The 22,713-nt window shown below is 72.2% G+C and carries 25 protein-coding genes and 1 pseudogene; 11 read left to right on the forward strand and 15 right to left on the reverse strand.

Annotation, left to right across the window (positions count from 1 at the left end; genetic code table 11):
* Window positions 1–249 precede the first annotated feature (249 nt).
* From ACFQS1_RS34575 to ACFQS1_RS34585, 3 genes are all read right to left on the reverse strand, one after another.
* Window positions 250–1,284, reverse strand: coding sequence for a S1 family peptidase (locus tag ACFQS1_RS34575; protein WP_378976226.1), 1,035 nt, complete (start codon window positions 1,282–1,284; stop codon window positions 250–252).
* 250 nt (window positions 1,285–1,534) lie between these two features.
* On the reverse strand, window positions 1,535–3,151 hold the full coding sequence (locus ACFQS1_RS34580; protein WP_378976227.1) for a S8 family serine peptidase: 1,617 nt from the start codon (window positions 3,149–3,151) through the stop codon (window positions 1,535–1,537).
* A gap of 27 nt (window positions 3,152–3,178) precedes the next feature.
* Window positions 3,179–3,400 (reverse strand): hypothetical protein, encoded by a 222-nt coding sequence (locus tag ACFQS1_RS34585; protein ID WP_378976228.1) that lies wholly within the window; start codon window positions 3,398–3,400, stop codon window positions 3,179–3,181.
* A 185-nt stretch (window positions 3,401–3,585) separates the two neighbouring features.
* Here ACFQS1_RS34585 and ACFQS1_RS34590 point away from each other — a divergent pair, with 185 nt between their 5' ends.
* Window positions 3,586–3,708: a ribosomal protein bL36 gene (locus ACFQS1_RS34590; RefSeq protein WP_127501833.1), complete on the forward strand. Its 123-nt coding sequence runs from the start codon at window positions 3,586–3,588 to the stop codon at window positions 3,706–3,708.
* A 120-nt stretch (window positions 3,709–3,828) separates the two neighbouring features.
* Here ACFQS1_RS34590 and ACFQS1_RS34595 read toward each other — a convergent pair whose 3' ends face one another.
* From ACFQS1_RS34595 to ACFQS1_RS34610, 4 genes are all read right to left on the reverse strand, one after another.
* Window positions 3,829–4,455, reverse strand: a complete 627-nt coding sequence (locus tag ACFQS1_RS34595) for a response regulator (protein WP_378976229.1) — start codon at window positions 4,453–4,455, stop codon at window positions 3,829–3,831.
* The gene (locus ACFQS1_RS34600) at window positions 4,452–5,597 is read right to left on the reverse strand and encodes a sensor histidine kinase (RefSeq protein WP_378976230.1); all 1,146 of its coding nucleotides are present in this window, start codon (window positions 5,595–5,597) and stop codon (window positions 4,452–4,454) included. The genes ACFQS1_RS34595 and ACFQS1_RS34600 overlap by 4 nt, the downstream gene beginning before the upstream one ends.
* Window positions 5,598–5,607: 10 nt before the next feature.
* Window positions 5,608–6,561 carry a hypothetical protein gene (locus ACFQS1_RS34605; protein WP_378976231.1) on the reverse strand — a complete coding sequence of 318 codons (954 nt, stop codon included), beginning with the start codon at window positions 6,559–6,561 and terminating at the stop codon, window positions 5,608–5,610.
* Window positions 6,562–6,722: 161 nt separating this feature from the next.
* Window positions 6,723–7,097 carry a VOC family protein gene (locus ACFQS1_RS34610; protein ID WP_378976232.1) on the reverse strand — a complete coding sequence of 125 codons (375 nt, stop codon included), beginning with the start codon at window positions 7,095–7,097 and terminating at the stop codon, window positions 6,723–6,725.
* Between the two features lie 279 nt (window positions 7,098–7,376).
* Here ACFQS1_RS34610 and ACFQS1_RS34615 point away from each other — a divergent pair, with 279 nt between their 5' ends.
* The 5 genes and pseudogenes from ACFQS1_RS34615 to ACFQS1_RS34635 all read left to right on the forward strand — a co-directional run bounded on the left by ACFQS1_RS34615 (window position 7,377) and on the right by ACFQS1_RS34635 (window position 10,514).
* Window positions 7,377–7,550, forward strand: a complete 174-nt coding sequence (locus ACFQS1_RS34615) for a CsbD family protein (RefSeq protein ID WP_378976233.1) — start codon at window positions 7,377–7,379, stop codon at window positions 7,548–7,550.
* A 142-nt stretch (window positions 7,551–7,692) separates the two neighbouring features.
* Window positions 7,693–8,094: a polysaccharide biosynthesis C-terminal domain-containing protein gene (locus ACFQS1_RS34620; RefSeq protein ID WP_378976234.1), complete on the forward strand. Its 402-nt coding sequence runs from the start codon at window positions 7,693–7,695 to the stop codon at window positions 8,092–8,094.
* Entirely contained in the window at window positions 8,091–9,275 is a 1,185-nt protein-coding gene (locus ACFQS1_RS34625; RefSeq protein WP_378976235.1) for a hypothetical protein, read from the forward strand. The genes ACFQS1_RS34620 and ACFQS1_RS34625 overlap by 4 nt, the downstream gene beginning before the upstream one ends.
* A 120-nt stretch (window positions 9,276–9,395) precedes the next feature.
* A pseudogene (locus tag ACFQS1_RS34630) lies at window positions 9,396–9,953 on the forward strand (nucleotidyltransferase family protein); the annotation flags it as partial.
* Window positions 9,948–10,514: an O-methyltransferase gene (locus ACFQS1_RS34635; RefSeq protein ID WP_378976269.1), complete on the forward strand. Its 567-nt coding sequence runs from the start codon at window positions 9,948–9,950 to the stop codon at window positions 10,512–10,514. The pseudogene ACFQS1_RS34630 and the gene ACFQS1_RS34635, both read left to right, overlap by 6 nt.
* 6 nt (window positions 10,515–10,520) lie before the next feature.
* Here the strand turns inward: ACFQS1_RS34635 and ACFQS1_RS34640 are convergent, their stop codons facing one another.
* Entirely contained in the window at window positions 10,521–11,345 is an 825-nt protein-coding gene (locus ACFQS1_RS34640) for an LLM class flavin-dependent oxidoreductase (RefSeq protein ID WP_378976236.1), read from the reverse strand.
* Window positions 11,346–11,459: 114 nt separating this feature from the next.
* Between ACFQS1_RS34640 and ACFQS1_RS34645 the strand changes: the two genes are divergently transcribed.
* Both ACFQS1_RS34645 and ACFQS1_RS34650 read left to right on the forward strand, forming a co-directional pair.
* Window positions 11,460–11,897, forward strand: coding sequence for an OsmC family protein (locus ACFQS1_RS34645; protein ID WP_378976237.1), 438 nt, complete (start codon window positions 11,460–11,462; stop codon window positions 11,895–11,897).
* Between the two features lie 75 nt (window positions 11,898–11,972).
* Window positions 11,973–12,413: a hypothetical protein gene (locus tag ACFQS1_RS34650; RefSeq protein WP_378976238.1), complete on the forward strand. Its 441-nt coding sequence runs from the start codon at window positions 11,973–11,975 to the stop codon at window positions 12,411–12,413.
* A gap of 19 nt (window positions 12,414–12,432) precedes the next feature.
* On the opposite strand, the gene ACFQS1_RS34655 is transcribed toward ACFQS1_RS34650, so the two are convergent.
* The 5 genes from ACFQS1_RS34655 to ACFQS1_RS34675 all read right to left on the reverse strand — a co-directional run bounded on the left by ACFQS1_RS34655 (window position 12,433) and on the right by ACFQS1_RS34675 (window position 16,224).
* Window positions 12,433–13,335 (reverse strand): GlxA family transcriptional regulator, encoded by a 903-nt coding sequence (locus ACFQS1_RS34655; RefSeq protein ID WP_378976239.1) that lies wholly within the window; start codon window positions 13,333–13,335, stop codon window positions 12,433–12,435.
* Between the two features lie 7 nt (window positions 13,336–13,342).
* Window positions 13,343–13,927 carry an isochorismatase family protein gene (locus ACFQS1_RS34660; RefSeq protein WP_378976240.1) on the reverse strand — a complete coding sequence of 195 codons (585 nt, stop codon included), beginning with the start codon at window positions 13,925–13,927 and terminating at the stop codon, window positions 13,343–13,345.
* Window positions 13,928–14,100: 173 nt separating this feature from the next.
* Window positions 14,101–15,030 (reverse strand): sugar kinase, encoded by a 930-nt coding sequence (locus tag ACFQS1_RS34665; RefSeq protein WP_378976241.1) that lies wholly within the window; start codon window positions 15,028–15,030, stop codon window positions 14,101–14,103.
* Window positions 15,027–15,659 carry a bifunctional 4-hydroxy-2-oxoglutarate aldolase/2-dehydro-3-deoxy-phosphogluconate aldolase gene (locus ACFQS1_RS34670; RefSeq protein WP_378976242.1) on the reverse strand — a complete coding sequence of 211 codons (633 nt, stop codon included), beginning with the start codon at window positions 15,657–15,659 and terminating at the stop codon, window positions 15,027–15,029. The genes ACFQS1_RS34665 and ACFQS1_RS34670 overlap by 4 nt, the downstream gene beginning before the upstream one ends.
* Window positions 15,649–16,224, reverse strand: coding sequence for a hypothetical protein (locus tag ACFQS1_RS34675; RefSeq protein ID WP_378976243.1), 576 nt, complete (start codon window positions 16,222–16,224; stop codon window positions 15,649–15,651). Before ACFQS1_RS34675 ends, ACFQS1_RS34670 begins: the two co-directional genes overlap by 11 nt.
* Before the next feature lie 161 nt (window positions 16,225–16,385).
* Between ACFQS1_RS34675 and ACFQS1_RS34680 the strand changes: the two genes are divergently transcribed.
* Together ACFQS1_RS34680 and ACFQS1_RS34685 are read left to right on the forward strand one after the other, a co-directional pair.
* Window positions 16,386–17,306: an NADP-dependent oxidoreductase gene (locus ACFQS1_RS34680; protein ID WP_378976244.1), complete on the forward strand. Its 921-nt coding sequence runs from the start codon at window positions 16,386–16,388 to the stop codon at window positions 17,304–17,306.
* 57 nt (window positions 17,307–17,363) lie between these two features.
* Entirely contained in the window at window positions 17,364–17,768 is a 405-nt protein-coding gene (locus ACFQS1_RS34685; protein WP_378976245.1) for a VOC family protein, read from the forward strand.
* Window positions 17,769–17,807: 39 nt separating this feature from the next.
* Here ACFQS1_RS34685 and ACFQS1_RS34690 read toward each other — a convergent pair whose 3' ends face one another.
* Both ACFQS1_RS34690 and ACFQS1_RS34695 read right to left on the reverse strand, forming a co-directional pair.
* The gene (locus ACFQS1_RS34690) at window positions 17,808–18,173 is read right to left on the reverse strand and encodes a VOC family protein (protein WP_378976246.1); all 366 of its coding nucleotides are present in this window, start codon (window positions 18,171–18,173) and stop codon (window positions 17,808–17,810) included.
* A gap of 43 nt (window positions 18,174–18,216) precedes the next feature.
* A complete protein-coding gene (locus tag ACFQS1_RS34695) occupies window positions 18,217–20,190 on the reverse strand; it encodes an N-acetylmuramoyl-L-alanine amidase (protein ID WP_378976247.1) in 1,974 nt (657 codons plus the stop codon).
* A 252-nt stretch (window positions 20,191–20,442) separates the two neighbouring features.
* Between ACFQS1_RS34695 and ACFQS1_RS34700 the strand changes: the two genes are divergently transcribed.
* Entirely contained in the window at window positions 20,443–22,668 is a 2,226-nt protein-coding gene (locus tag ACFQS1_RS34700; RefSeq protein ID WP_378976248.1) for a putative bifunctional diguanylate cyclase/phosphodiesterase, read from the forward strand.
* Window positions 22,669–22,713 lie beyond the last annotated feature (45 nt).

The raw sequence follows: 22,713 nt of genomic DNA on the forward strand, positions 1-22,713 counted from the left end.
TCTGTTCTCCAACGTGACCGACGTTGGCGCTGAGCTGCCCCGGCGACCACGCGGCACTGGGGCGAGGCCGCCGGGCAGAGCGGCGTCGACATCACCCAGTGGATCATGGTCACGCTCGACAGCGCCGCCGACCGGATCCTGATCGAGTGAGCCGGTGTCCGGTCGACGGGACACCGGCGGCGGGACGAGGACCCGGGCGCACGGAAACGGCCCCGCCGGTCGGCGAGGCCGTTCCCCCTCAGCGAAGGATCAGAACACCGAGACGCCGTAGACGCTCAGCGGCTCGACAACCGGCTGGAAGTAGGTCACGCCGCCGGAGCGGCAGTTGCCGCTACCACCGGAGGTGAGGCCCAGGGCCGTCGAGCCGGAGTACAGCGGGCCGCCGCTGTCGCCGGGCTCGGCGCAGACGGTCGTGCGGATCAGGCCGGAGACGGAGCCCTGCGCGTAGTTCACGGTGCTGTTGAGCGCGGTGACCCGGCCGGAGTGGGTGCCGGTGGTGGAGCCGCGGCGGTACACCGTGGCGCCGACGGCCGGGGTGCCGGCCGAGGTGATGTCCTGGGAGCCCACCGCGCCCGACTTGGTGATCGACGTGTTGGTGTAGCGGACGATGCCGTAGTCGTTGCCCGGGAAGCTGGTGCCGGCGCGGGTGCCGAGCGTGGTGGAGCCGTTGGTCCACGTCGACGCGATGTTCGTGCAGTGGCCGGCGGTCAGGAAGTAGTAGGTCGAGCCGCTGCGCACGTTGAAGCCGAGCGAGCACCGGCTGCCGCCGGCGTAGATGGCGTCGCCGCCGGAGATCTCGACGCTCAGCGTGCCGGGGATGGACTCGATGCGGGCCTTGTCGCCGAGCTTGGCGACGGTCGCCTGGACCGCGGCCAGCTTCGCGCCGGTGACGGTGCTGTCGACGCTGACCACGACCTGGTTGCTGATCGGGTCGACGGCGAACGCCGTGCCGGGCGTCTTCAGCGAGGCCTTCAGCGCGTTGTCGGCGGCCGCGAGGGCGGCGCCGCTGTTCGCGACGAAGCGGGCGGTGGCCCCGGACGCGGTCACGGAACGGGCCGTGGCGGCGTCGGTGACGTTGACGACGACCTTGCCCGAGGCGTCGACGTACGAGCCGGCGGTCTGGCTGCCGAACTTCGCATCGAGCTTGGAGGCGAGGGCGGAGGGGGCGAACGAGGCGTCGCCGGCCGAGGGCGCCGCCGCCGCGGGTGACGCGACGAACGCGGAGCCGACGAGCATGCAGGCGGCCAGGCCGACGATCGGTCGGCGCAGCTTCCGGGTGAGCACTTGGTTCCTCCCAGGGGGGTGGGGGGTACGCCGGTGGCGTACCGTGCCCCCGCAGTATCGAGAGTTCTCAATATGCACACAAGATGGAACATTGTTGCTGCGACCGCGATCAATTCAGCCCTGACCTGCGCAAACGACCGCGTCATACCGCGACCATATGACCGAACCGGGATGAATTATTTATGTCTGTGGATCAATGCGCGGGCTTGCGAGCGAATCTCCTTTACCGCGGACGGCGTCCTGACATTCGCTATCGGATCTCCAGCGTCATCGAGGCGGTCGCCGTGCTGCCCCAGCCATCGGTGAAGGTGACGGTGACGGTCGAGCTCCCGGCCTCGGCCGGCACGCCCGCGATCGTGCCGTCGGCGCCGAGCGTCAGGCCCGCCGGGAGCGCACCGTCGGTCACCGCCCAGGTTCCCGCGCGGTCGGCGGACACCTTGGCCAGGTATTCCAGGCCGGCCGTGCCGGCCGGAACGGTGGTGGAGATCGACGGGACGCTCTTGCGCACCGTGATCGTGAGGCTCTTCGACATCACGTACGGGACGAAGTCCGTGAACCGCACCTGGACCGTCGCCGTGCCCGGGGCGGTCGGCGTGCCCGAGATGACACCGCTCGGCGAGAGCTTGAGCCCGGCCGGCAGTCTCCCGGCGACGAGGCTCCAGCTGCCGCGGCGGCTTGCCGACAGTCTGCCCGCATACGCCTTCCCGGCGGTGAGCACCACGCCGGTCGACGTGATCTTGGGTGCGGCCGGGGGCGCGGTCACGAACAGCAGCCGGTTCGGCGAGCCCTTGGCGCCCTTGACCTTGCCGGTGGTGGCCCGGGCGACCAGGTAGTCGCGCACCTGCCGCGGGCTCCAGCCCGGGGCGGCGTCGAGCACCAGCGCGGCCGCCCCGGCCACGTGCGGCGCCGCCATCGAGGTGCCGCTGGCGGTGACGGCGGCGGTGTCGCTGCTCGCGAACGCGGAGCGGATGCCCACCCCCGGCGCGAACAGGTCGATCACGCTGCCGTAATTGGAGAACGCGGCCCGCCGGTCCTTGCTGTCGCTCGCCCCCACGGTGATCGCCGCGGCTACGGCGGCCGGCGACTCGGCGGAGGCGTTGGTGTTCTCGTTGCCGGCCGCCACCACGTACGTGACGCCCCTGGCGATGGATCGGCGGACGGCGGCCTCGAGCGAGGCGCTCCGGCCGCCGCCGAGGCTCATGTTGGCCACGGCCGGCCGGGCGGCGTGCCTGGTCACCCAGTCGACGCCGGCGATCACCCCGGAGAGGGTGCCCTCGCCCGCGCAGTCCAGCACCCGCACCGCGACCAGCCGCACCTTCTTGGCCACCCCGTAGCGGGCGCCGCCGATGGTGCCGGCCACGTGGGTGCCGTGCCCGTTGCAGTCGGCGGCGATGGCGTCCCCGTCGACGAAGTCGTAGCCGTAGGCGGCCCGGCCGCGGAACTCGCTGTGCGAGATCCGGATGCCGGTGTCGATCACGTACGCGGTGACCGCGCTGCCGTCGTCGGTCGGCGTGTAGGTCCTCGACGCCCGGACCGCGCGCTGGTCGATGCGGTCCAGGCCCCAGACCGGGTTGCGCTGGGTGGCCTCGGTGTGCAGCACGCGGTCCTGCTCGACGTACTGGACCCCGGCCGTCGCGGCGAGGCGGCGGGCCTGCTTGGCGCTCATCCGCCGGGTGTAGGAGACGCCGCCGCCGGCACCCTGCGCGCTGATCCCCGGCGTCCGCATCGTGACGATGTACCGGCCGGGGATCGCGCCCGCGGCGCCGGCGCCGAGCACGTTGCCCTCGGCGGCCTGGGCGGGAACGGCGGTGCCGGCCATGGTGACGGCCGCCGCGGTGAGCAGGGTGCCGAGGACTCGCATTCGCATGGCTGGTGGATCGGCCGGCGGCCCGGCCTACTTGAGGTCCGCGAAGAAGTCCGTCAGGTCTTTCACCAGCAGCCCCGGCGCCTGCCTGGCGGCGTAGTGGCCGCCTTTGTCGTATTTGTGCCAGGTTTTCACGGCGGGCGCCAGGCGCCGGATCGGCTGGTAGTCGTCGGCGAACTGGGCATACCCGACCGGCACGGCGCTCGGCCACTCCAGCGGCGGCTCCAGCCGGGCCTCCCGGTAGATCCGCATCGCCGACCCCGCCGTCCCGGTCAGCCAGTGGATCGAGGTCGGCCTGCGGGACGTCGATGCGAAAGGTTTCCATGCCCTCATGACGAACGGCCGAGGCCGTGCCGGACCGGAAATATCCCGGCAGGAGCTGTCGTTGTTCAGGTCGCGCCGGGCAAGCCGGCCACGGCGCGGAGAGAGGTTCCACGATGAAGGTCCGCAACTCGCTCAGGTCGCTGAAGAGCAAGCCCGGCTCGGTCGTCACCCGCCGGCGCGGCCGCCAGGTGGTCATCAACAAGAAGAACCCCCGGTGGAACGGCCGTCAGGGCTGACCCGCGCCACGCCACGCCGTAGCCAACACCGGGCAAAAACCGCGTTCACGCGATAACTTCTACCGGCGAAGGCCGGAGACCCGCCGCCACGGATCTCCGGCCTTTCTTGTCTTTCCCGGATCAGCGCGGCTGATGCGCGTACAACGCCAGACGTACCCGATTGGGGCTGTCGGTCTTTGTCATCAGCGCCGTGATGTGCGTCTTCACCGTGGTCACGCCGATGTGCAGCCGCTCGGCGATCTCGGCATTGGACAGGCCCTCACCGACCAGATCGAGCACCGCCCGCTCCCGCGCGGTCAGGTTGTCGTTCCTCGGGCCCGGCGCCCGGCTGCTCATCGCCCGATCCACCAGCCGGCGCAACACATCCCGGCTGAACGCGCCGTCCCCCGCCGCGGCGCGCCGGATGCCGTCGAGCAGGTCGGCCGGCGGCGCGTCCTTGAGCAGGAAGCCGCACGCGCCCGCGGTCAGCGCCGGGTAGAGGTGGTCGTCGTCGCCGAACGTGGTCAGCACCAACACCCGGATCGCCGGGCGGCTCGCCAGGATGCGGCTGGTCGCGCTGATCCCGTCGACGCCGGGCATCCGCAGGTCCATCACCACCACGTCGGGCGCGAGCCGCTCGGCCAGGGTGATCGCCTCCCGGCCGTCGCCGGCCTCGCCGACCACCTCGAGATCCGGCTCGGCGTCGCAGAGCATCCGCAGCCCGGCCCGGATCAGCGGCTGGTCGTCGACCAGCAGGACCCGGATCACGCGGCCGCCTTCGGCAGCACCGTGCCGACCCGCCATCCGGCGCCGGACGGCCCCGCGGTCAGCTTGCCGCCCAGCACCTCGACCCGCTCCCGCATCCCGATCAGGCCATGCCCACCGCCCGGCGTGCCGTGCTGGGCCGGACCGCCGTCGTCGGCCACCTCCCAGCTCACCGCGCCGTCCTGCACGGCGATCCGGACCCGCGCCCGCGCGGCCGGGCCGGCATGCTTCGCCACGTTGGTCAGCGCCTCCTGGGTCAGGCGGAGCACCGCGAGCCCGCGTACCGCATCCACGCCACCCACGGCCTCGTCGATGTCCGCCTCCACCGTGAGACCGGTCCGCCGGGCTGTGTCGACGGCCGCGCCCAGAGCGGCCGGCAGCGCGCCCGGCTCGATCGCCGTCAGCGCCGCGTCGGACTCCACGCCGCCCGGCGCGCGCAGCACCTCGACCAGCCGCCGCAGGTCGGCGAGCGCCGTCGTGCCGGTGCCGTGCACGTCGTCGAGCACCTCGGCCACCCGCGGGTCCAGGCCCGGGATCACGTGCCGGGCCACGCCCACCCGCAGCACCATCGACGCCACGTGATGCGCCACCACGTCGTGCAGCTCGCGGGCGATCGCGCCCCGCTCGTCGGCGCGGGCCGCCCGGCTCTCCGACGCGGCCCGCAGCTCGGCCTGCACGCCCAGCTCGCGGGTGGTGCGGATGACCAGCCCGAGCAGCAGCGGCAGCCCGACCGGCAGCACGATCACCCCGAACAGCTCGCGGCCCACCGAGCCGGGCGACAGGACGACCGCGAACCCGAGGTAGACCGCGAAGAGCAGCCCCGCCGACAGCCAGATCGTGCGCGGCCGGCGGGACCAGAGCGCCACCTCGGCCAGCGCCCAGCTCGAGCCCACCTGGTTGATCGTGGTGTCGTCGAGCACGCAGACCGCCACGCACAGCAGCGCGACCTGCGTCAGGAAGTTGACCACCGGCCACCGGCAGAGCGCGATCGCGGCGACGAAGGCGGCGACCGCGAGCAACCACTGGGCCGCGACCGGATGTGCCCCGTCCCGGCCGAAGACCAGATAGCTGACGCCGCTGAGGTCGAGCAGCACCATGCGCGCCCAAGCGTCCCGCCGGTCGAAGAGGCGCACCACCCAGCCCATGCCGGTCAGCCTAGGCGTTCGCGGGCGTCCGGATGGGGCCGGTCACGTCGCCCTCTTGCGCGGCGGCGGCGCGCTTGCGCAGCACCAGGGCGGTGGCCGCGGCCGTGCCGGCCACGAGCGCGGCCCACGCGATCAGGGTGAGTCCGTCCGGGCGCAGCAACGGTTGCGCGCGCAGTGCCTGCCAGGTCAAGAGCATGACAAGTACGCCGTAAGCACCGCCGCCGACCAGCAGCAGACGCACCCGCGTGCGCTCGTCCAGCCCTCGCTTGGCCAGGAAGAACGCCAGCAGCGGCAGCGCCTGCAGGGCGTGCAGCCCGACGAAGTGCCCGATCCGCAGGTCGCCGCCGGCCGTGCTCCACCCGGTGATCGGCAGCCCCGGGCCACCGTCCGGCACCCCCACGCTGTGCGCGCCCGTGATGCCCTCGATTCCCGGGTCCTGCATCGGGGTCACCATCGGGATCGCCGCCATCATGCCCAGCAGCGAGAGACCAAGACCGAGCCGGATCCCGTACGCGTTCCCGCGGTCCTCGATCCGCTGCACCAGAGCCACCACCCCGATCACCAGATGCGCGACGAACAGCACCATGATGGACATCCCCATGGCCCGCCAGAGCGCCTCGTCGAACGGCGTCGAGTCGTTGTAGTGGCTGGTGGTCCCCCGCGCCGCCTGCACCACGATGATGCCCTGCTCGATCAGCCCCACCCCGACGATGGCCACCGCGGCCAGCTCGGCCGTCCGGCTCCGTCGCGGCAGCACCGACAGCATCCATGCCAGCGTGAACCCGTAGATCGAGAACGAGACCGCGAACTTGAACGGCTTGAGCCAGACCGGCGCCCCCGTGACGATGCGCTGGTCCACCAGGATCCCCAGGGCCGTGAGCACCACGAGCCCCGCCATGACGGCCGTCAGCCCCAGCAGGGGCCGATTCCATCGAGACTGCTTTGCTGCGATCGTGTTGGTCATAACCGCAGCCTGCGCATTCACCGCGGTCATTTCGCCCACCCGCGAGCCGCACCCGCGGCCGCCGGGAGGACCGCGCCTCCTCCCTGGGTAGGAGGCGCGATCCGTAAGGGTCTGTGTCGAAGTCGGAGACGGGCTGCGACTTCGACACAGACCCTGGGCGCCTACAGGTAGGGCCGGGTGATCAGCTCGATCGCGTGCCCCGCGGGGTCCTTGAAGTAGACCCCGCGCCCGCCGTGCTCGTGGTTGATCTCGCCCGGCCGGCGCATCTGCGGATCGGCCCAGTGCACGACGCCCCACTCCCGCAGGCGCGCGTAGGCCCGGTCGAAGAGCTCGTCGTCCACCAGAAACGCGTAGTGCTGCATCTGGATCTCGACCGGCGGCTCGGCGAACTGGATCAGCACCCCGTCGGACAGCTGAATGTTGGTGAAGACTCCCCACGACGGCGCCGCCGCGACTTCGAGCAGCTCACGGTAGAACCGAGCCGACTCCGCACGGTCCGTCGAGGCCACGATCGTGTGGTTGAAGCTGACTGCCATACGTCTCCTTTGACACGTTGAGTACGGGATTCCGCTGCTTCTTCGCTTTCGCGCTCGCCGCGGAGGCCCACGTGCCGACGTCGGGCGGCTCAGCCGTCCACCGGGTCACCCATCCGTGCATGGCTCGGCGCCGGTCCGGTGTTCACGACGCCCACGTTACCCCGTCGACGCGCCCGACCGAGCCCGGCGGTGACCGCCCCAGCCGGAACGGCGCGGGAGGAATGCGGCGGGGTGCGGTGGGTACATACCAGTCGTTCGCACGACGATGTGGAGGCTCGCATGGCTTTCGATGACAAGGTCGACAACAAGGCCGAGGAAATGGGCGGCAAGGTCAAGGAAGGCGTCGGCAAGGCCACGGACGACGAGCGGCTCGAGGCCGAGGGCAAGGCCGACCAGACCAGCTCGAACCTCAAGCAGGCCGGCGAGAAGATCAAGGACGCCTTCAAGTCCTGACCCGCGAACCGCTCGGTCGGGCGGGCCGCGACGAGCCGTCGCGGCCCGCAGCGGTGCGGCAACGCGCGAGACCACCTCGGCACACTTCGAGCATCCGATCGGGCTCTTGTGACGACCGAACGGCAGCTGCCAGAGTCCGTCCATGACGTCCGGCATCGAAGTCGATTCCCAGGCGGACGCAGGTGACCCACGCGGACCTGCCTTCGCCGTGCCCAAGACCGCCCTCGCCGCGCTCGGCGGCGTCGAGGACGTCCACCTCATGACCGTGCGACCAGGTGCGGTCCGCGGCAATCATTTTCACCCGCGGAAGCGTGAGGTGCTCGTGGTGTTGCACGAGGACGACTGGGAGCTCCATTGGAGCGAACCGGACGGTGCGCCGCGGAGCCGGACCTTCCGGGGCGCCGGCGGAGTCAGTCTGACGATACTGCCGGGGGTCGCGCACGCGATCCGCAATACCGGCAAGGTCAACCTCACCGTCGCGGGACTGTCGTCATTGCCGTTTGACCCGGACGACCCGGACAGCGTGGCGGTGCCGCTGACATGAGCGACGCCGGCTTCCGCACCTTCTGTCATATCAGCGACTACAAAGCCGCGGGCTACGCGAATCTGCACCGCTTGATCGCCGGAAGCAAACCGGTGGTCCTGTGGGCGCCTTCCAGCGTGCTGTTCCGCGAGCACAGCAGCGTTTTCGTGGAGGACTTCCTGCACCTGTTGGAAGACGGCCAGGTACGCATCGTCGGCCGGGAACAGTGGCTGCTGGACCGCGCCTACCGCGAGATGCGAGCGCGGAAGTGGGACGCAGCGGCCTGGGATGACGAGATCGACGGGGCGATCTATCGAACGTACATCCACGATCTACACGTTCCGGCTGCGGACCGGCGGGTGATCATCGCCGCGGACGAACCTGGGCAGGCATGGGCGGAACAGACACTGTCCGCCGACCCGGGACAGATCGCCTTCTGGCAGGAGGTGCTCGGCCGGCCGAACGTGGAGGACTACGTGCCGGGCGGGACCCTCGAGGCGATCAACCGGGAACGAATGGACCCGGAGGCCGCGACGCTCCGTATCCTGCGCGACGCCCGGAACCACGGCCAAGCGGTCAACGACGCCGACGCCGAGGCGCCATTTCTGCTCAGCCGCACCGACACCCGCTTTCTCGATATTCTGACCGCCGGCCGGTCGGGGAACGCCGGCCCGCCGACCGAACAACCAGCGCGATTTGCGTCCACGGATGCGCTGGCCGAGCAGCTACTCACGGTATTGGCGCGGCTCGACGAGTATCGCGATCATCCGAGCTTGCCCAAGTTCATCGCGGGCGACGGCCACCGGGAACTCATCGAGTGGCTGGTCACGTACAAGCTGATGATCCAGCACGGATCCACGATCGACGACAACGCGCTGATGCGTGACCTCGCGCGGAAGCTCGGGCAGGCTCGGCGCAGCGGATTCGGCAAGGCGTTCGACGGCCGATTCGCCCGGCTGATGACCTTGGTCGGCGCGGTCGCGACAACCGGGGCGACCGCTCAACTGGCGCAGGATCAGAGCCCGCTGAACATCCTCGGCGTCGCATGCGAGGCGATTACACTCGGCGGCGCGGCGGCTGCCGCCTACGGCCTGGTGGCCGGCTCGTACGGCGGCCCCCAATGGCCGTACCTCTTCAGCAACGGCACCAAACCCAGCCGGCGTAGCCGCAGAGCAATGACGGACATCTTCGCGGCCAGCTGAAGCCTGGTGGTCTTGCCGCGGCGGATGCGGCCTAGCTGGCCGGCCCGCCGGCTCGATCCCCGCGGCCGCGCGGCACAAAGCGGCGCGGGCAGAAGCCGGTGCCGGGGATAGGCTCGGCCGATGCGGCAGGAGATCGCGGGGCTTGTGCTGGCGGCCGGCGGCGGGCGCCGGTACGGGATGCCCAAGGCGCTCGTCGCGTACGAGGGGAAATTGCTCGTGGAACGCGCGGCCGAAACCCTCCGCGACGCCGGTGTCGCACTCAGCGTGGTGGTTCTCGGGGCGGAAGCCCCGCGCGTGCTCGCGGCGGCGACCGGTCTGCCGGCGACGGTGGTCAATCCGGAGTGGCCGAGCGGCCTCGGGTCGTCGCTCCGGGTCGGGCTGCAGGCGCTGGAGGGCACGGCGGCCGCGGCGGCGGTGGTGCTGCTGGTCGACATGCCGCACGTGACCGCGTCGTCGGTGCGGAGGGTGGCGGCCCTCGCCTCGCGTGACGCTCTGGTGATGGGCGGGTACGACACGCGGCGTGGCCACCCGGTGCTGCTCGGGCGCGACCACTGGGCCGGCGTGATCGCGACGGCGAACGGCGATCGGGGCGCGCGCGAGTATCTGCGGGCCCACGCGGATCGGGTGCGCGTCGTGCCGGTCGGCGACGTGGCCGACGATTTCGACCTGGACGTGCCGCTGCGGGCGCTGCTGGACGACCTGTATGCGGAGGGCCAGGACTTCGACGCCCGGCAGTCCGACCGCCGCGACCGGCGGCGCAACCTCGAGCCGGACGCGGCCGAGCTGCTCGCGATGGTGCTGCGCATCGCCGGCGCCCGGGACATCGTCGAGATCGGCACGTCGAACGGTTACTCCACGTTGTGGCTGGCCGACGCCACCGCCGGCACCGTGACCACGGTCGACGTCGCCCCGGCCACCGAGGCGCGGGCCACCGCCGCCCGCGCCGGCCTGTCCGGCAAGATCGTCTTCGAGACGGCGGACGGCGGCGATTTCCTGGCCGCGCGCCCGGACCGCAGCGTCGACCTGCTGTTCCTCGACGCCGAACGCCCGGAGTACCCCGGCTGGTGGCCGCACCCCAAGCGGGTCCTGCGCGCCGGCGGCGTCCTGGCGATCGACAACGTGCTGTCGCACCCCGGCGAGGTGGCGCCCTTCCTGCGGCTGATCGCCGGCGATCCCGACTTCACCGCCTCGACCGTCGCGGTGGGGAAGGGACTGCACCTCGCCGTCCTGAGGGAGTAGCGGGCGCTATCGGCCGGCCAGCCGGGCCACGACCGGAGCGAGGTCGCCGGCGACGTCCGCGCCGAACACGAAGTACGAGAAGCCCATCTCCTCGTGTCGCCGGAGGATCTCCTCGGCGGCCGCGCCGGGATCGCTGGGGAGGCAGGCCACCGAGTCGGCGGCGCGGAGGGCGGCGGGATCCGTCGTGGGAGCCGCCATGAACGGAGCGACCCCGTCGCCGATCACCGACACGTGCAGCGCGAGCTCCGCGGCGCGCGGGTTGCCGAAGTCGCGCACCCGTCGCATCGTCTCGGCCCGCGTCTCGGTGTGCGGCATCACGAACGTCACCGTGTCGGCGAGCTCGGCCGCCACCGCTTGCGCCTTCGCGCCGCCCACGGCCATCGCCACCGGGGTGTGCACGTCCGGGCCGTCCATTTCGCGCAGGGCCGCGACGACCTCACGAACCTGGTCCAGCCGCCGGCTCGCGGGCCCGGTGGGCAGGCCCAGCTCGCGCAGCTGTTCGGCGATCCCGGGCCGGCCGGTGCCGATGCCCATCTCGAACCGACCGCCGGTGAGCACGGTCAACGAGTGCGCTTCCCACGCGGTGCTCCAGGCCGGCCGCACCGGCGACGCGTACACCCAGGTGCCCACGCGGAGACCGGTGACCGTCGCCGCGACGGCCAGGGCGGGGGCCGGTGCCGGCTGCCACTGCGGCACGTCGGGCATCAAGATCGTGGAGTACCCGGTGCCGGCCAGCCGGCGCAGCTGGTCGGCCCACGTCGGCACGTCGGTGGTGATCGGGGCAACGACGCCGAACCGCAGCGACCTGGCCTGTGTCGACGTACGAGTCATGATGATCAGCCTTTCTCACGCCCGGCCCGCTGCCGAACTCTCCACCCTTCCACGAACGGCTCGCCCCGGATCCGACAGCGGGGCCGCGGCCGAGCGTGAGATAGGTTCGCTGCTATGGCGGACGATCCCCGGCGCTCGGTGACCCTGCGGCGCACGAGCCTTGGCCGGTACGAGGTGAGCAATGCCCGCGGCGGCACGATAACCATCGGCGGGGGCGGCGCCGACTTCACGCCGGTGGAGTTGCTGCTGGCGGCGCTCGGCGGCTGCACGGGCGCCGACGTCGACCACATCACGAGCAAGCGGGCGGAGCCGGAAAGCTTCGTCGTCGAGGTGACCGGCAACAAGATCCGGGACGAGGGCGGTGGCAACCGGATGGCCGATCTGACCATCGAGCTGCGGGTGACGTTCCCGGAGGGCGACGCCGGCGACGCAGCCCGCGAGATGCTGCCCCGCGCGGCGCGGATGTCGCACGACCGGCTCTGCACGGTCTCGCGGACGGTCGAGCTCGGCACTCCGGTCGAAACCCGCACCGCGCCGCCACCGGCCGGCTAGCCGGCGACCCTGCGCGCTGCCCCGGGTGGCCCGGCCTTATCCTTCGGTGCCGATCAACGACCGGGGAGGGTTCCGTTGTACCCACAGCAGCCGCCGCAGCAGCCGTACTCCCAGCAGCCGGGTGGCGCCATCGCCATCACGCTCAAGTACCACTGGATGGCCTTCATGCTCGGGCTCTTCAAGCCCGTCGTGGAGCTCAACGGCCACCCGGCCGCGAACGCGTGGGGCCGCCAGGTCATCCCGGTGCCGGCGGGGCAATACCACCTGCACGTCCACGTGCCGTACTTCCTGCCGCCCCGGCTCGGCGCGGCCGACCTGCCGGTGAACGTCTACCCGGGACAGACGGTCGAGCTGGAGTACAAGGCGCCGCTGGCCGTCTTCTTCAAGGGCGCGCTCGGCACGCCGCCGCAGAAGTACCCGGGCGTGGTCCTGCAGATCATCCTGCTGGTCTTCGTGCTGTTCATCATCCTGTGCGTGTGCGGCAGCGCGCTCCTCAGCGGCAATTCGGGCTCGTAGCGGCGCAGCGCCGGCAAGCTCAGCCGCGCAGGGCCGGGCTGGTGGCGGCGGAACGCAGCCGGCGCAGCATCCGGGCGTCGCCGAAACCGACGGCCCGGGCCGCGGCGTCGACGGTCGAGCCGTGCCCGATCAGGTACTCGGCCCGCTCGACCCGCAGCAGTTGCTGGTAGCGCAGCGGGGTGCGGCCGGTGGCGGCGGTGAACAGCCTGGTCAAGGTGCGTTCGCTGACGCCGGCGCCGGCGGCGAGGTCGGCCAGCGGCAGGGTCGAGGCGAAATCGGCGTCGATCCGGTCCTGCACCCGGTGCACCACCTCGGACAGGTGGGCGCGGTGCCGCAGCATCGCGCTCGCCTGCGGCTCGTCGCCGTTGCGCCGGGCGTAGACCACCATCTCGCGGGCCACGCGCGCCGCCGCGGCCGGGCCGTGCCGCCGCGCGACCAGGTGCAGGGCCAGGTCGATGCCGCTGGCGATGCCGGCCGACGTGACGACGCGGTCGTCGGCGACATACAGCACGTCGCGCACGACCGTGGCGCGCGGGTAGTCGCGGGCCAGCGCGTCCTGCAGGTCGTGGTGGGTGGTGCAGCGACGGCCGTCGAGCAGCCTCGCCCGGCCGAGCGCGTCGGCGCCGGCGCAGACGCTGGCCACGGTGCCGCCGGCGGCGTGGTGATCCGCGATCCTCCGCAGCGTCGCGGAGCCGAACGCGCCGAAGCCGTCGCGCCACCCGGGCACCAGCACCAGATCGTCGGGCGTCAGCGCGGGCCAGGCGAGCGACGCCTGCAGCGCGACCCCCTGCCAGGTGGGCACCGGCGACGCCTCGGCCACGTAGCACAGCTCGTAGCCGTCGGCCGTGCTGAACACCTGCGCCGGCCCCGCCAGGTCGAGCAGGTGCACCTGCGGCGTCAGCACGAACACCACCCGGCTCACGATCCGGTCACACCCCCAGGTAATCGTCCGTACCGCGGACCGAGGCGAATCGGCCGGCCAGCGCGTATTCGGTGCGGCGCACCACGTCCGCCGCGGAAAGCGTATGCGGGTCGGCCAGCAGCTCCTCGACCGTCTGCCCGGCCGGGGCGTCCCAGTGCGGGATCGGGAACGTCCCGGTCGCGTCGACGACGAAGGTCACCTCGTACCCCAGATCGGAGGCCACCCGGGCGGTGGTCTCCACGCACTGCTCGGTGCGCAGCCCGCAGACCGTCACGGAATGGACCCCGGCCGCCGTCAGGATCTGCCCGAGATTGGTGGTCGTGAACGCGTTGTGCGAGGTCTTGGTCACGAGCGGCTCGTCCTTGGCCGGCTCCAGCTCGCCGACCACCCGCACGTACCCATTGACCGGGTCGAATTCCCCGCCGGTGCCGGCCTCGGCATGCAGCACCCACACCACCATCTCGCCGTTCGCCCGCGCCGCCTCCACGAGCCGATGCACGTTGGCAATGAGCTCCGGATTGTTCAGCGTCCGCCACAACGGCCGCGCCCGGAACGACTCCTGCACGTCGATCACGATCAGAGCATTGGTCATGAGCGAATTCTGCGCGCCCCGCCTCGCCGGCCGAAAGACACCATCGCGACCGCGGGCGGAACGATCCGGTCACTCAAATTCGATCGTACGGGCGCGGCCCGGCACCCGGCTTCCGAGGCGACCGGCGGCCGGCTACCGCCGGGCTGGTCGCGCCGCGAACGCTGGGGACGCCGTTATCGCCGGATGTCGCCACCGGTCAGCGCGGCCAGCTCGGCGCGGTCGGGCAGGCCCTCGCAGTCGCCCGGCACGGTGACCGCGAACGCGCCCGCGGCGATCGCCGTCCGCAAGCACTGGGCGGCGTCCGCGCCGGCCAGCCGGTCGGCCAGATAGCCGCCCACGAACGCGTCCCCCGCCCCGACCGGGTCCACCACGGTCACCGGGAGCGCGGGTACCTCGTGCCGCTCGCCGTTGATCAGCGCGACGCACCCGCGGGCGCCGTCCTTGACGATCGCCTCGGTCGGCCCGAGCTTGGTCAGGCCGGCCAGGTGGTCCTCGCCGTCGACGAACAGGGCCGCCTCGTCGGGGCCGGCGAACACGATGTCGGCCATCGACACCAGGTCGCGCAGCACCGGCGCGGCGTCGAAGCGCGACCACAGCTTGCCGCGGTAGTTCACGTCGACCGAGACCGGGACGCCGGCCGCCAGCGCCGTCTCGACCGCGTGGAAGACGGCGGCACGGCAGGTCTCGCTCAGCGCCGGGGTGATGCCGGTGACGTGCAGGATGCCGGCCGCGCGCAGCTCGGCGAGAGGGAGGTCGGCCGGGCTCAGCCGGGAGCCGGCGCTGCCCGCACGGTGGTAGTCGACGTGCATGAACTCGCCGGACCGGCGGAACCGCACCATCAGGCCGGTGAACGACTCGTCCTCGATCGCGATCGCCCGCACGCCCGCGTCCGCCAGCCGATGCGAGATCAGGGCGCCGGTCGTGTCCGGTCCGACCCGGCCCAGCCAGGTGGATCTGCCGCCGAGCCGTGCCACCGCGATCGCCACGTTGCTCTCCGCGCCGCCGATGCCGAAGGAGAAGCTTTTCGCGTACGGGAAAGGACCGATGCCGTCCGCCGCGACCGCACCCATCGTCTCGCCGAAGGTGAAGAGCCCGCCGCTCATGATCGTGCGAACGCCACGGCGCTGACCGCGTGCCGGGCACGCGCCGCCAGCGCCTTCATGTTGCCGCCGGACGCCGCGTCGCCGATCAGCGGGCCGCCCACGCCGACCGCCTTGGCCCCGGCGAACAGCCAGTCGGCGATGTCCTCGATCTTGATGCCGCCGGTGGGCATCACGCTGATCTGCGGGAGCGGGCCGCGCACGTCGCGCAGGAACGTGGGGCCGAGGCCGCCCGCCGGGAACAACTTCACGATCGGCGCGCCCGCCCGATATGCCGCATACATCTCGGTGGGCGTGGAGGTGCCGGGGAAGAACGGCACCGGCGAGCTCGCCACCAGGTCGACGTCGAGCACCGGGGAGACCAGGAACGCGGCGCCCGCGTCGACCGCCGCCTTCGCCTCGTCGGCGGTGAGCACGGTGCCCGCGCCGATCGCCACCGAGCCCGGGAGCTGGCGCCGGAGCCCGGCGATCGCCTCGAGGGCGCCGTGCGAGGTCAGCGTGATCTCGAGCGCGGTGATCCCCGCCCCGACCAGCACGTCGGCGACGGCGGCGAACGAGTCCGCGGTCGACGCGCGCAGGATCGCCACGATCCCGCTGCGGATGACAGCGGCGGTTACATCGTCATCGGTCACGACTTAGATCCTGCCCGATACCAGCAAGATCATCCAAGGGCGGTGACCGGCGGAGCGAGAACCGGGGGCGCCCATTCGCCGGCGGCTCGATGTCGATGCCGAGCTCCTCGCGGACCGCGGCCTCGAACTGCTGCATCACCAGCGGGACCTGGGTGAGCAGCTCACGGAAGTGGGTCTGCGGCTGCACCCCCGGCACCGCGGCCGGGTTCATCTCCCCGTGCAGCTTCTGGAGCAGGACGTGTACGGCCAGGGCGGCGCTGCGGACCGGGCCGGAGGCGAGCAGCCGCACCCGCATCAGGGCCGGGCCGACCTCGTCCACGTACGCCAGCGCCGGCGTCGGCTTCTCCCCGGCGTCGTAGGCGGCGCGCAGGCGGTAGGTGTCGCGCTCGAAGACCGCGAGCAGCCCGACGTACGCGTCCTTGCGCTCCTCGTACCACCGCCGCGTCCGCTTGCGGCGGCTGCGCAGGTAGTCCTCGCGGGCGGTCACGAACTGCGCCGTGGCCGCCCCACCCAGGGCGAACACCACGGCGATGAGGGGCAGCCCCCACCACGGGATCTGAGACACGCGCTAACCGTAGCGAGTGCCGGCGAGGCGGGGTCACGGTAGCAGGGGTCGCATCAGGGGCCGCTCGTACCGCGATACACAACCTGATGGGTCACGAATACGGTCCGCAGCGACGAGTTCGGTGTTGACCTCAACCTGACTTCACCTTGCAGAGTGGCGGCATGAGAGCCGTTGTCTTCGACCGCTTCGGTCCGCCCGACGTGCTGCGCGTCGCCGAGTTGCCCGATCCCGAGCCCGGGCCTGGCGAGGTGCGGGTCCGGGTGCGGGCCGCCGGGGTGCAGCCGTTCGACGTCTACGTGCGCCGGGGCGAGATGCCCGGGTTGCCCGGCTCGCCGCAGACCGGTCCGCGGCAGATCGGCCAGGAGTACTCGGGGGTGATCGATCGTCTCGGGCCGGGCGCGAGCGAGGCGGGACTCGCGGTCGGTGACGCGGTGCAGGGTTCGACGATGCTCAATGCGTACGCGGAGTTGCTCTGCGTACCCGTACACCATGTGGTGCGGAAGCCGGACCGCCTGGATTTCCCCACCGCCGCCGCGCTCGTCGCGGCGTCGCAGACCGCGAGCGGCGCGCTCGGCGAACTCGGGGTCGCCGCCGGGGATGTGCTGCTCGTGCACGCCGCGGCCGGCAGCGTGGGCACCGTCGCGACCCAACTCGCCCGGCTGGGGGGCGCCGCCGTGATCGGCACCGCGAGCCCGGCCAACCACGACTACGTGCGACAGCTCGGGGCCCTTCCGGTTGCTTACGGTGATGGCCTGGTCGATGCGGTGCGTGCGCTCGACGTCACCCCGACCGTCGCCCTGGACGCGGCCGGCGGCGCGGCCGTCGCCCAGTCGATCGCGCTCGGGATCCCGCCGGCCCGGGTCGGCACGATCGTGGACGACAAAGCCGCCGTCGAACACGGCGCCCTGGTCGTGCGGGCCGGCCGCAGCCCCGAGCGCCTGGCCGAGGTGATCGCGCTGGCCGCCCGGGGAAGCGTCCGGATGCCGGTGCGCGCCTACCCGCTCGCCGAGGTGGCCGCCGCGCACGCCGCCGTCGAGTCCCGCCACGGCCGCGGCAAGGTTGTCTTGATTGTCGAGCCTTGAAGCGCCGAATGGGAGGGCGCGGGCCGGGGCGGCGGGCGCCGCCTTTACGGTGATCTCATGGCGTCGGTCAGGCAGGTTCAGGTCACCTTCGATTGCGCGCAGCCCGAGCGGGTCGGCCGGTTCTGGTGCGAGGTGCTGGGGTACGTGGTGCCGCCGTCGGTCGAGGAGGCGTCGGCCGAGGAGCGGGCTTCGTGGTTCGCGTGCGCCGACCCGGACGGGGTGACGCCGCGGCTGTATTTCCAGCGCGTTCCCGAGGGCAAGGTGGTCAAGAACCGGGTGCACCTCGACGTGCGGACCGGGACCGGGCTCGTCGGCGCCGAGCGGGTGGCCGTGCTCGAGGCCGAGTGCGCCCGGCTGATCGAGCTCGGCGCGACCCGGGTGCGGCTGCTGGTCGCCGACGAGGAGAACGAGTCGTGCATGGTGATGCAGGACGTCGAGGGCAACGAGTTCTGCCTCGACTGAGCACCGGCCGCCGTCCATCGACGGCGGCCGGCGTTTGCCTCAGCTGCGCAGGCAGATGTCGAACGGCTGCCCCGCCGGGTCGAGCAGCACCCGCCACCGGTCCGGCGTGGGCTGCTCGGCCGGCTTGGTCGCGCCCAGGGCCAGCGCCAGCTCCTCCGCCTTGTCCAGATCGTCGACGTAGAAGTCGAGGTGGTAGCGCTTCGGCGTGGCCTCGTCGGGCCAGCCCGGCCCGGCGTAGCCCGGCACGCGCCCGAACCCGAGGCTCACCGTGCCGTCGCCGATCATGGCGTACTCGTCCTCGCTGTGCATGACCTCCCAGCCCAGCACGCGCGAGTAGAAGGTGGCCATCGCGCCGGGGTCCGCGGCGTCGAGGCTGATCATGGCAAGAGTCGCAAAACCAGTCATGCCGTGAATCCTGCCCGCAGAGGCTGACACCTTCTGTCAGTAATCACTTGAGATACACGAGGCCGTCGAGAATCACCCCGGGCCGTCCGGCGGTGCCCTCCACCCGTACCCGAATGGTGTGCTCGCCGGCGCCGCGCCAATAGCGTGACCAGATCGCCTGCCGATAGACCGTCCGCGGGTTGCCGAGGTCGACGACGCCCGCGTCGTCGCCGTCCACCCAGATCCGGACCCGGCCGGACAACGCGCCCCGGCCGACCGCGAGGGCGGCCGAGCGGCCGGTGAAGGTCCAGGTGGCGGTGGATCCGGCGGCGGTCGCGCCGAGCGCGACACCGCCGAGATAGCGAGGGTCACGCAGGGTGCGCCAGGTTCCGCCGCGCTGGGCGACAGCCTCCGACAGGACCACGGGGGTACGGGTGACCGAGGCGCTCACCTGGTTGCCGGCGCGGTCGGTGGCCCGCATCCCGAACGTGGTCGGCACGCCCGGCTTGATCGTGCCGTTGCGGGCGTGCGCGGTGATCCCGAGCCGGACCGCGGTCGGGCGCAGCAGGGTGACGGCGGAGAGGCCGTTGACGTCGGTGACGGTCCAGCCGAGCCGGATCGGGACGGTGCCGTTCAGCGAGCCGGGACGAAGTGCCACGTCGGGGCCGGCGGTGAACACGGGCGCGTGCGGGTCCGAGACGATCTTGCTGAGCGTCATGGTGGTGCGGCCGGAGAGGTGCACCGCCCGGACGCCGACGAGATGGCCGCCGGGGGTGAGGCGCAGGGCGGCGGTACGGTGCCAGCCGGGCGCGGCCAGGGTCAGCCGGCCGTCGACCCACACCTCGAACCGGGCGATCAGCGCGCTCGGGGTGTCGACGTTCCAGAGCGGGCGGATCAGGCCGCGGGTGTACAGCAGCGGGCCGTACTTGACGGCGCCGGACATGCGCAGCAGGCGCAACCCCATCGGCGCCGCGCCGGCGATCGCCCGGATCTGCGGGAGCTGCCGATAGAGCGAGTCCCCGGGGCACTCGGTGCGGCCGGCGTCGCGGTGGCCCGAGATCCGGAAGAGCGTCGCCCGCGTGCCCTTGGGGTAGCGGTCGCTGCCGCCCGAGGTGTAGACGACCTTGCCGTTGGGCGGGTTGCCGGCGGCGCCGAGCTTGTAGGCGGCGACGGTGGCGATGGCGGTGCGCACGGTGGGCGAGACCCCGGCCGCGTCGAAGGTGCCGATCACGGCGATGGCGCTGGCATCGACGTTGAAGCCGAGGGTGTGCGCGCCCAGGACGTTGCGTCCGACCCCGCCCCCGCGCCCCTCGAAGATCGTGCCGCACTTGTCGACGAGGAAGTTGTAGCCGATGTCGTCCCAGCCCTTGGTGCGCACCTGGTAGGTCTGGATGCCGCGGACGATGGCGGCGGAGTCGCCGCAGGAGTACCCGTTGCCGGTCGCCGTGTGGTGCACGAAGACGACCTGGACCGGGCCGGTGTATTCCGGGGGCGCCTTGACGATCGCCTCGTTGGCGCCCCAGCCGGCCCGGGTGATCATCCGGGGAACCGGGCGGGCCGGCATGGCGACCGACTCGGTGCGGCTACTTTCGGTGCTTCGGCTGCTCCGGCCGGTCGGCGCCGGCCCGGCGTCCGGGTTGATCAGGTCCACGCGCAGGCCGGCCGGCAGCGGGCGGCGCCCGCCGTCGACCCGGGCCTCGATCGCGTCCGAGGCGCCCACCCACAACGGGTCGGTCGCGCCCCGCCGGTCGCCGGCCGCCGGGCCGTCGGCCTCCAGGGTCTGCCAGGGCGTCCAGGCGGCGGCGCCGAGGTTGCGGGTCCGCACCCGGACCGTGCCGTCGAGCGCGGCCTTCGGGTCGTCCCAGGTGACGCCGACGAGGCTGAACGACCGCGTGGCCGCCCGGCCCAGCCCGACGGTCTGCAGCGCCGGATCGGGCGTGGCCGCCCGGCCCAGCCCGACCATCTGCAGCGCCGGATCGGGCTCCGGGGCGGCGACGGCGGCGGGCGGGCCGGCTTGCAGGCTCGCGGCGACGGTCATGGAGAGCAGCATGACGACGCGGCGCGTCGCCCGATTCCGGCGCACGTGAACCCCCGTGGTGCTGATTGCTCGGCCGTGTGCCAGGTTGCCGGGTCAGGCCACCGCCGTCCCGGAAACGCCCAACTTGTTGAGAAATTCTCAGCCGGGAAGCGGTAAAGATCCGGCCGGGACCGCCGATGGAAGGGCGTGACCGGAGTCGACGCCATTTCCGCGCGCCCAGCGGGCTTGCGTGCGCGCTTCGCGTGGCTCCACGTGGCGATCGGTCTCGGCCTTCTCGCGGTGTTCGGCCTCGGCCCCGAGTGGGTCCAGGCGCCGGTCTCGGTGCTCGTGATGATCCTCGGCATGGTTGCCCTCTACGCCGGCCCCCGGCGCAACCTCCGGCCGGCCGACCGCCTGCCCTGGCGGCTGATCCGGGTGGCCGGCTTCCTGTTCATCGTCGCGAGCGTGATCCGGGCGCTCGTGCCGGCCACCATGGCCACGCCGATCACCGCCATGTCGCTCATCCCCAACTCGTTCGTGCTCCCGGCGTACCTGTGCATCGGTCTTGCCTTCACGGTGATGCTGCGGCGCCGCCGCGCCGGCGAGGACGACCCGGCCCGGATCGACGCGCTGCTCGTCGGCCTCGCCGCGGCGTTCCTGACCTGGACCTTCGTGATCGCGCCGGCCATCGACTCGGCCGGCCTGACCCCGTTCCAGATCCTCGACGCGCTGTTCCCGATCATCGACGTCATGCTGCTGGTGCTGGTCGCCCAGCTGATGCTCGCCGGCGGCGTGCGCCAGCCCGCGCTGTGGATGCTGATCGTCGCGGCCGCCGCCATGTTCGCCGGCGACCTGCTGTTCAGCCTGCGCGACGCCCTGATCGTCGACGCGCCCGAGGCGACGATCACCGCGCTGTTCCTGACGCTGTTCGTGCTGATCCCCGCGTCCGCCCTGCATCCGTCGAGCCGCTCCCTGGTCGAGCCGCAGCAGATCGCGGTCCGGGACATGAGCCACGCGCGCCTGGTGGTGATCGGTCTGGTGGTCGCGGTGCCGACCGTGATCACGTCGCTCATGCCGCTCGGCTCGCTCGCCAACGACCTGATCCGGGCCGCCTTGTGCGCGCTGCTCGTCCTGCTCACGCTCGCGCGCGTGGTGCGGTCCAACAATCAACGCGTACGGGCGGAGCGCGCCACCCGCCGCCGCGCCACCCACGACGCGCTCACCGACCTGCCGAACCGCGAGCTGCTGTCGGACACCGTCGCCCGCTGGGCCGACCGGGCGACCGCGGAGCACCTCGAGATCAGCCTGCTCTTCATCGACCTCGACCGGTTCAAGATGATCAACGACCACTGGGGTCACCAGGTCGGCGACGAGCTGCTCTGCGCGGTGGCCGGCCGGCTCGGCGAGCAGGTCCGCGCCGAGGACGTGGTGGCCCGCATCGGCGGCGACGAGTTCGTGATCGCCCTGGCCAGCCCGTCGCACCTGCGGCTGGCCGAGTCGCTCGCCGACCGCCTGCTGGACGAGCTGGCCCGGCCGTTCGAGCTCTCGGTCGGCGACGTGGTCATCTCGGCGTCGATCGGCGTGGCCAAGTCCACCGGCGGCGCCCACGCGCTCGAGCTGATCCGGGACGCGGACACGGCCATGTACAAGGCCAAGGGCTCCGGGCGCAACGCGTACGCCATGTTCGACACCTCCCTGCGCGAGCTGGTGCGCGACCGGGTGAAGCTGGAACAGGCCCTGCGCGGCGCGCTGGAGCGCGGCGAGCTGGCGGTGCACTTCCAGCCGATCGTCGACCTGGCGACCGAGGAGCTGGACGGCTTCGAGGCGCTCATGCGCTGGCACTCGCCCGAGCTGGGCTTCGTCTCGCCGATCGAGTTCATCCCGATCGCCGAGGAGACCGGCATGATCGAGGAGATGGGCGCCTGGCTGCTCCGCGAGTCGGCCCGCCAGCTGCTGGCCTGGAGCGGCATCCGCGGCCCGGGCGCCCGCCCGCTGCACGTCTCGGTCAACGTCGCCGTCCGCCAGCTCCGCGACGGCAGCCTCGTGAAGAACGTCGACGACGTCCTCCGCGAGACCGGCCTGCCGCCGGACGCCCTCTGGCTGGAGATCACCGAGTCCGGCGTGATGGAGGACATCGAGGCCGCGCTGCTGACCCTCAACGCCCTGCACGCGCTGGGCGTGACGCTGTGCATCGACGACTTCGGCACCGGCTACTCGTCGCTGTCGTACCTGCACCGCCTGCCCGTCGGCATCGTCAAGATCGACCGCTCGTTCGTCGACGACGTGGGCCAGGCCGGCACGAACGAGCCGATCGTGCGCGCGGTGCTCGCGATGACCCACGCCATGGGTCACCGGGTGGTCGCCGAGGGCGTGGAGACCGAGCTGCAGCGGGACTGGCTCCGCGACCAGGGCTGCGACATGGTGCAGGGCTGGTTCTACGGCAAGGCCGACCGGCCCGCCAACCTGACGCATTGGATCGAGCGCCCGGTTCCGGCCTGACCGCCCGGCCACCGATGAGTTCGCGTGATCGCCACGGTCTCCACT

Origin of the sequence: Paractinoplanes rhizophilus (assembly GCF_042664765.1) — a bacterium.
Taxonomy (GTDB): domain Bacteria; phylum Actinomycetota; class Actinomycetes; order Mycobacteriales; family Micromonosporaceae; genus Actinoplanes; species Actinoplanes rhizophilus.

What these genes read in the sequence shown, in the direction of transcription:
- ACFQS1_RS34605 (WP_378976231.1), bottom strand. Translation starts at nt 6,561, where the DNA reads ATGACCAACACGATCGCAGCAAAGCAGTCTCGATGGAATCGGCCCCTG.
- ACFQS1_RS34685 (WP_378976245.1), top strand. Translation starts at nt 17,364, where the DNA reads ATGGCGTCGGTCAGGCAGGTTCAGGTCACCTTCGATTGCGCGCAGCCC.
- ACFQS1_RS34640 (WP_378976236.1), bottom strand. Translation starts at nt 11,345, where the DNA reads ATGACTCGTACGTCGACACAGGCCAGGTCGCTGCGGTTCGGCGTCGTT.
- ACFQS1_RS34645 (WP_378976237.1), top strand. Translation starts at nt 11,460, where the DNA reads ATGGCGGACGATCCCCGGCGCTCGGTGACCCTGCGGCGCACGAGCCTT.
- ACFQS1_RS34600 (WP_378976230.1), bottom strand. Translation starts at nt 5,597, where the DNA reads ATGGGCTGGGTGGTGCGCCTCTTCGACCGGCGGGACGCTTGGGCGCGC.
- ACFQS1_RS34585 (WP_378976228.1), bottom strand. Translation starts at nt 3,400, where the DNA reads ATGCGGATCTACCGGGAGGCCCGGCTGGAGCCGCCGCTGGAGTGGCCG.
- ACFQS1_RS34615 (WP_378976233.1), top strand. Translation starts at nt 7,377, where the DNA reads ATGGCTTTCGATGACAAGGTCGACAACAAGGCCGAGGAAATGGGCGGC.
- ACFQS1_RS34610 (WP_378976232.1), bottom strand. Translation starts at nt 7,097, where the DNA reads ATGGCAGTCAGCTTCAACCACACGATCGTGGCCTCGACGGACCGTGCG.
- ACFQS1_RS34620 (WP_378976234.1), top strand. Translation starts at nt 7,693, where the DNA reads ATGACGTCCGGCATCGAAGTCGATTCCCAGGCGGACGCAGGTGACCCA.
- ACFQS1_RS34665 (WP_378976241.1), bottom strand. Translation starts at nt 15,030, where the DNA reads ATGAGCGGCGGGCTCTTCACCTTCGGCGAGACGATGGGTGCGGTCGCG.
- ACFQS1_RS34625 (WP_378976235.1), top strand. Translation starts at nt 8,091, where the DNA reads ATGAGCGACGCCGGCTTCCGCACCTTCTGTCATATCAGCGACTACAAA.
- ACFQS1_RS34580 (WP_378976227.1), bottom strand. Translation starts at nt 3,151, where the DNA reads ATGCGAATGCGAGTCCTCGGCACCCTGCTCACCGCGGCGGCCGTCACC.
- ACFQS1_RS34660 (WP_378976240.1), bottom strand. Translation starts at nt 13,927, where the DNA reads ATGACCAATGCTCTGATCGTGATCGACGTGCAGGAGTCGTTCCGGGCG.
- ACFQS1_RS34590 (WP_127501833.1), top strand. Translation starts at nt 3,586, where the DNA reads ATGAAGGTCCGCAACTCGCTCAGGTCGCTGAAGAGCAAGCCCGGCTCG.
- ACFQS1_RS34690 (WP_378976246.1), bottom strand. Translation starts at nt 18,173, where the DNA reads ATGACTGGTTTTGCGACTCTTGCCATGATCAGCCTCGACGCCGCGGAC.
- ACFQS1_RS34680 (WP_378976244.1), top strand. Translation starts at nt 16,386, where the DNA reads ATGAGAGCCGTTGTCTTCGACCGCTTCGGTCCGCCCGACGTGCTGCGC.
- ACFQS1_RS34695 (WP_378976247.1), bottom strand. Translation starts at nt 20,190, where the DNA reads ATGACCGTCGCCGCGAGCCTGCAAGCCGGCCCGCCCGCCGCCGTCGCC.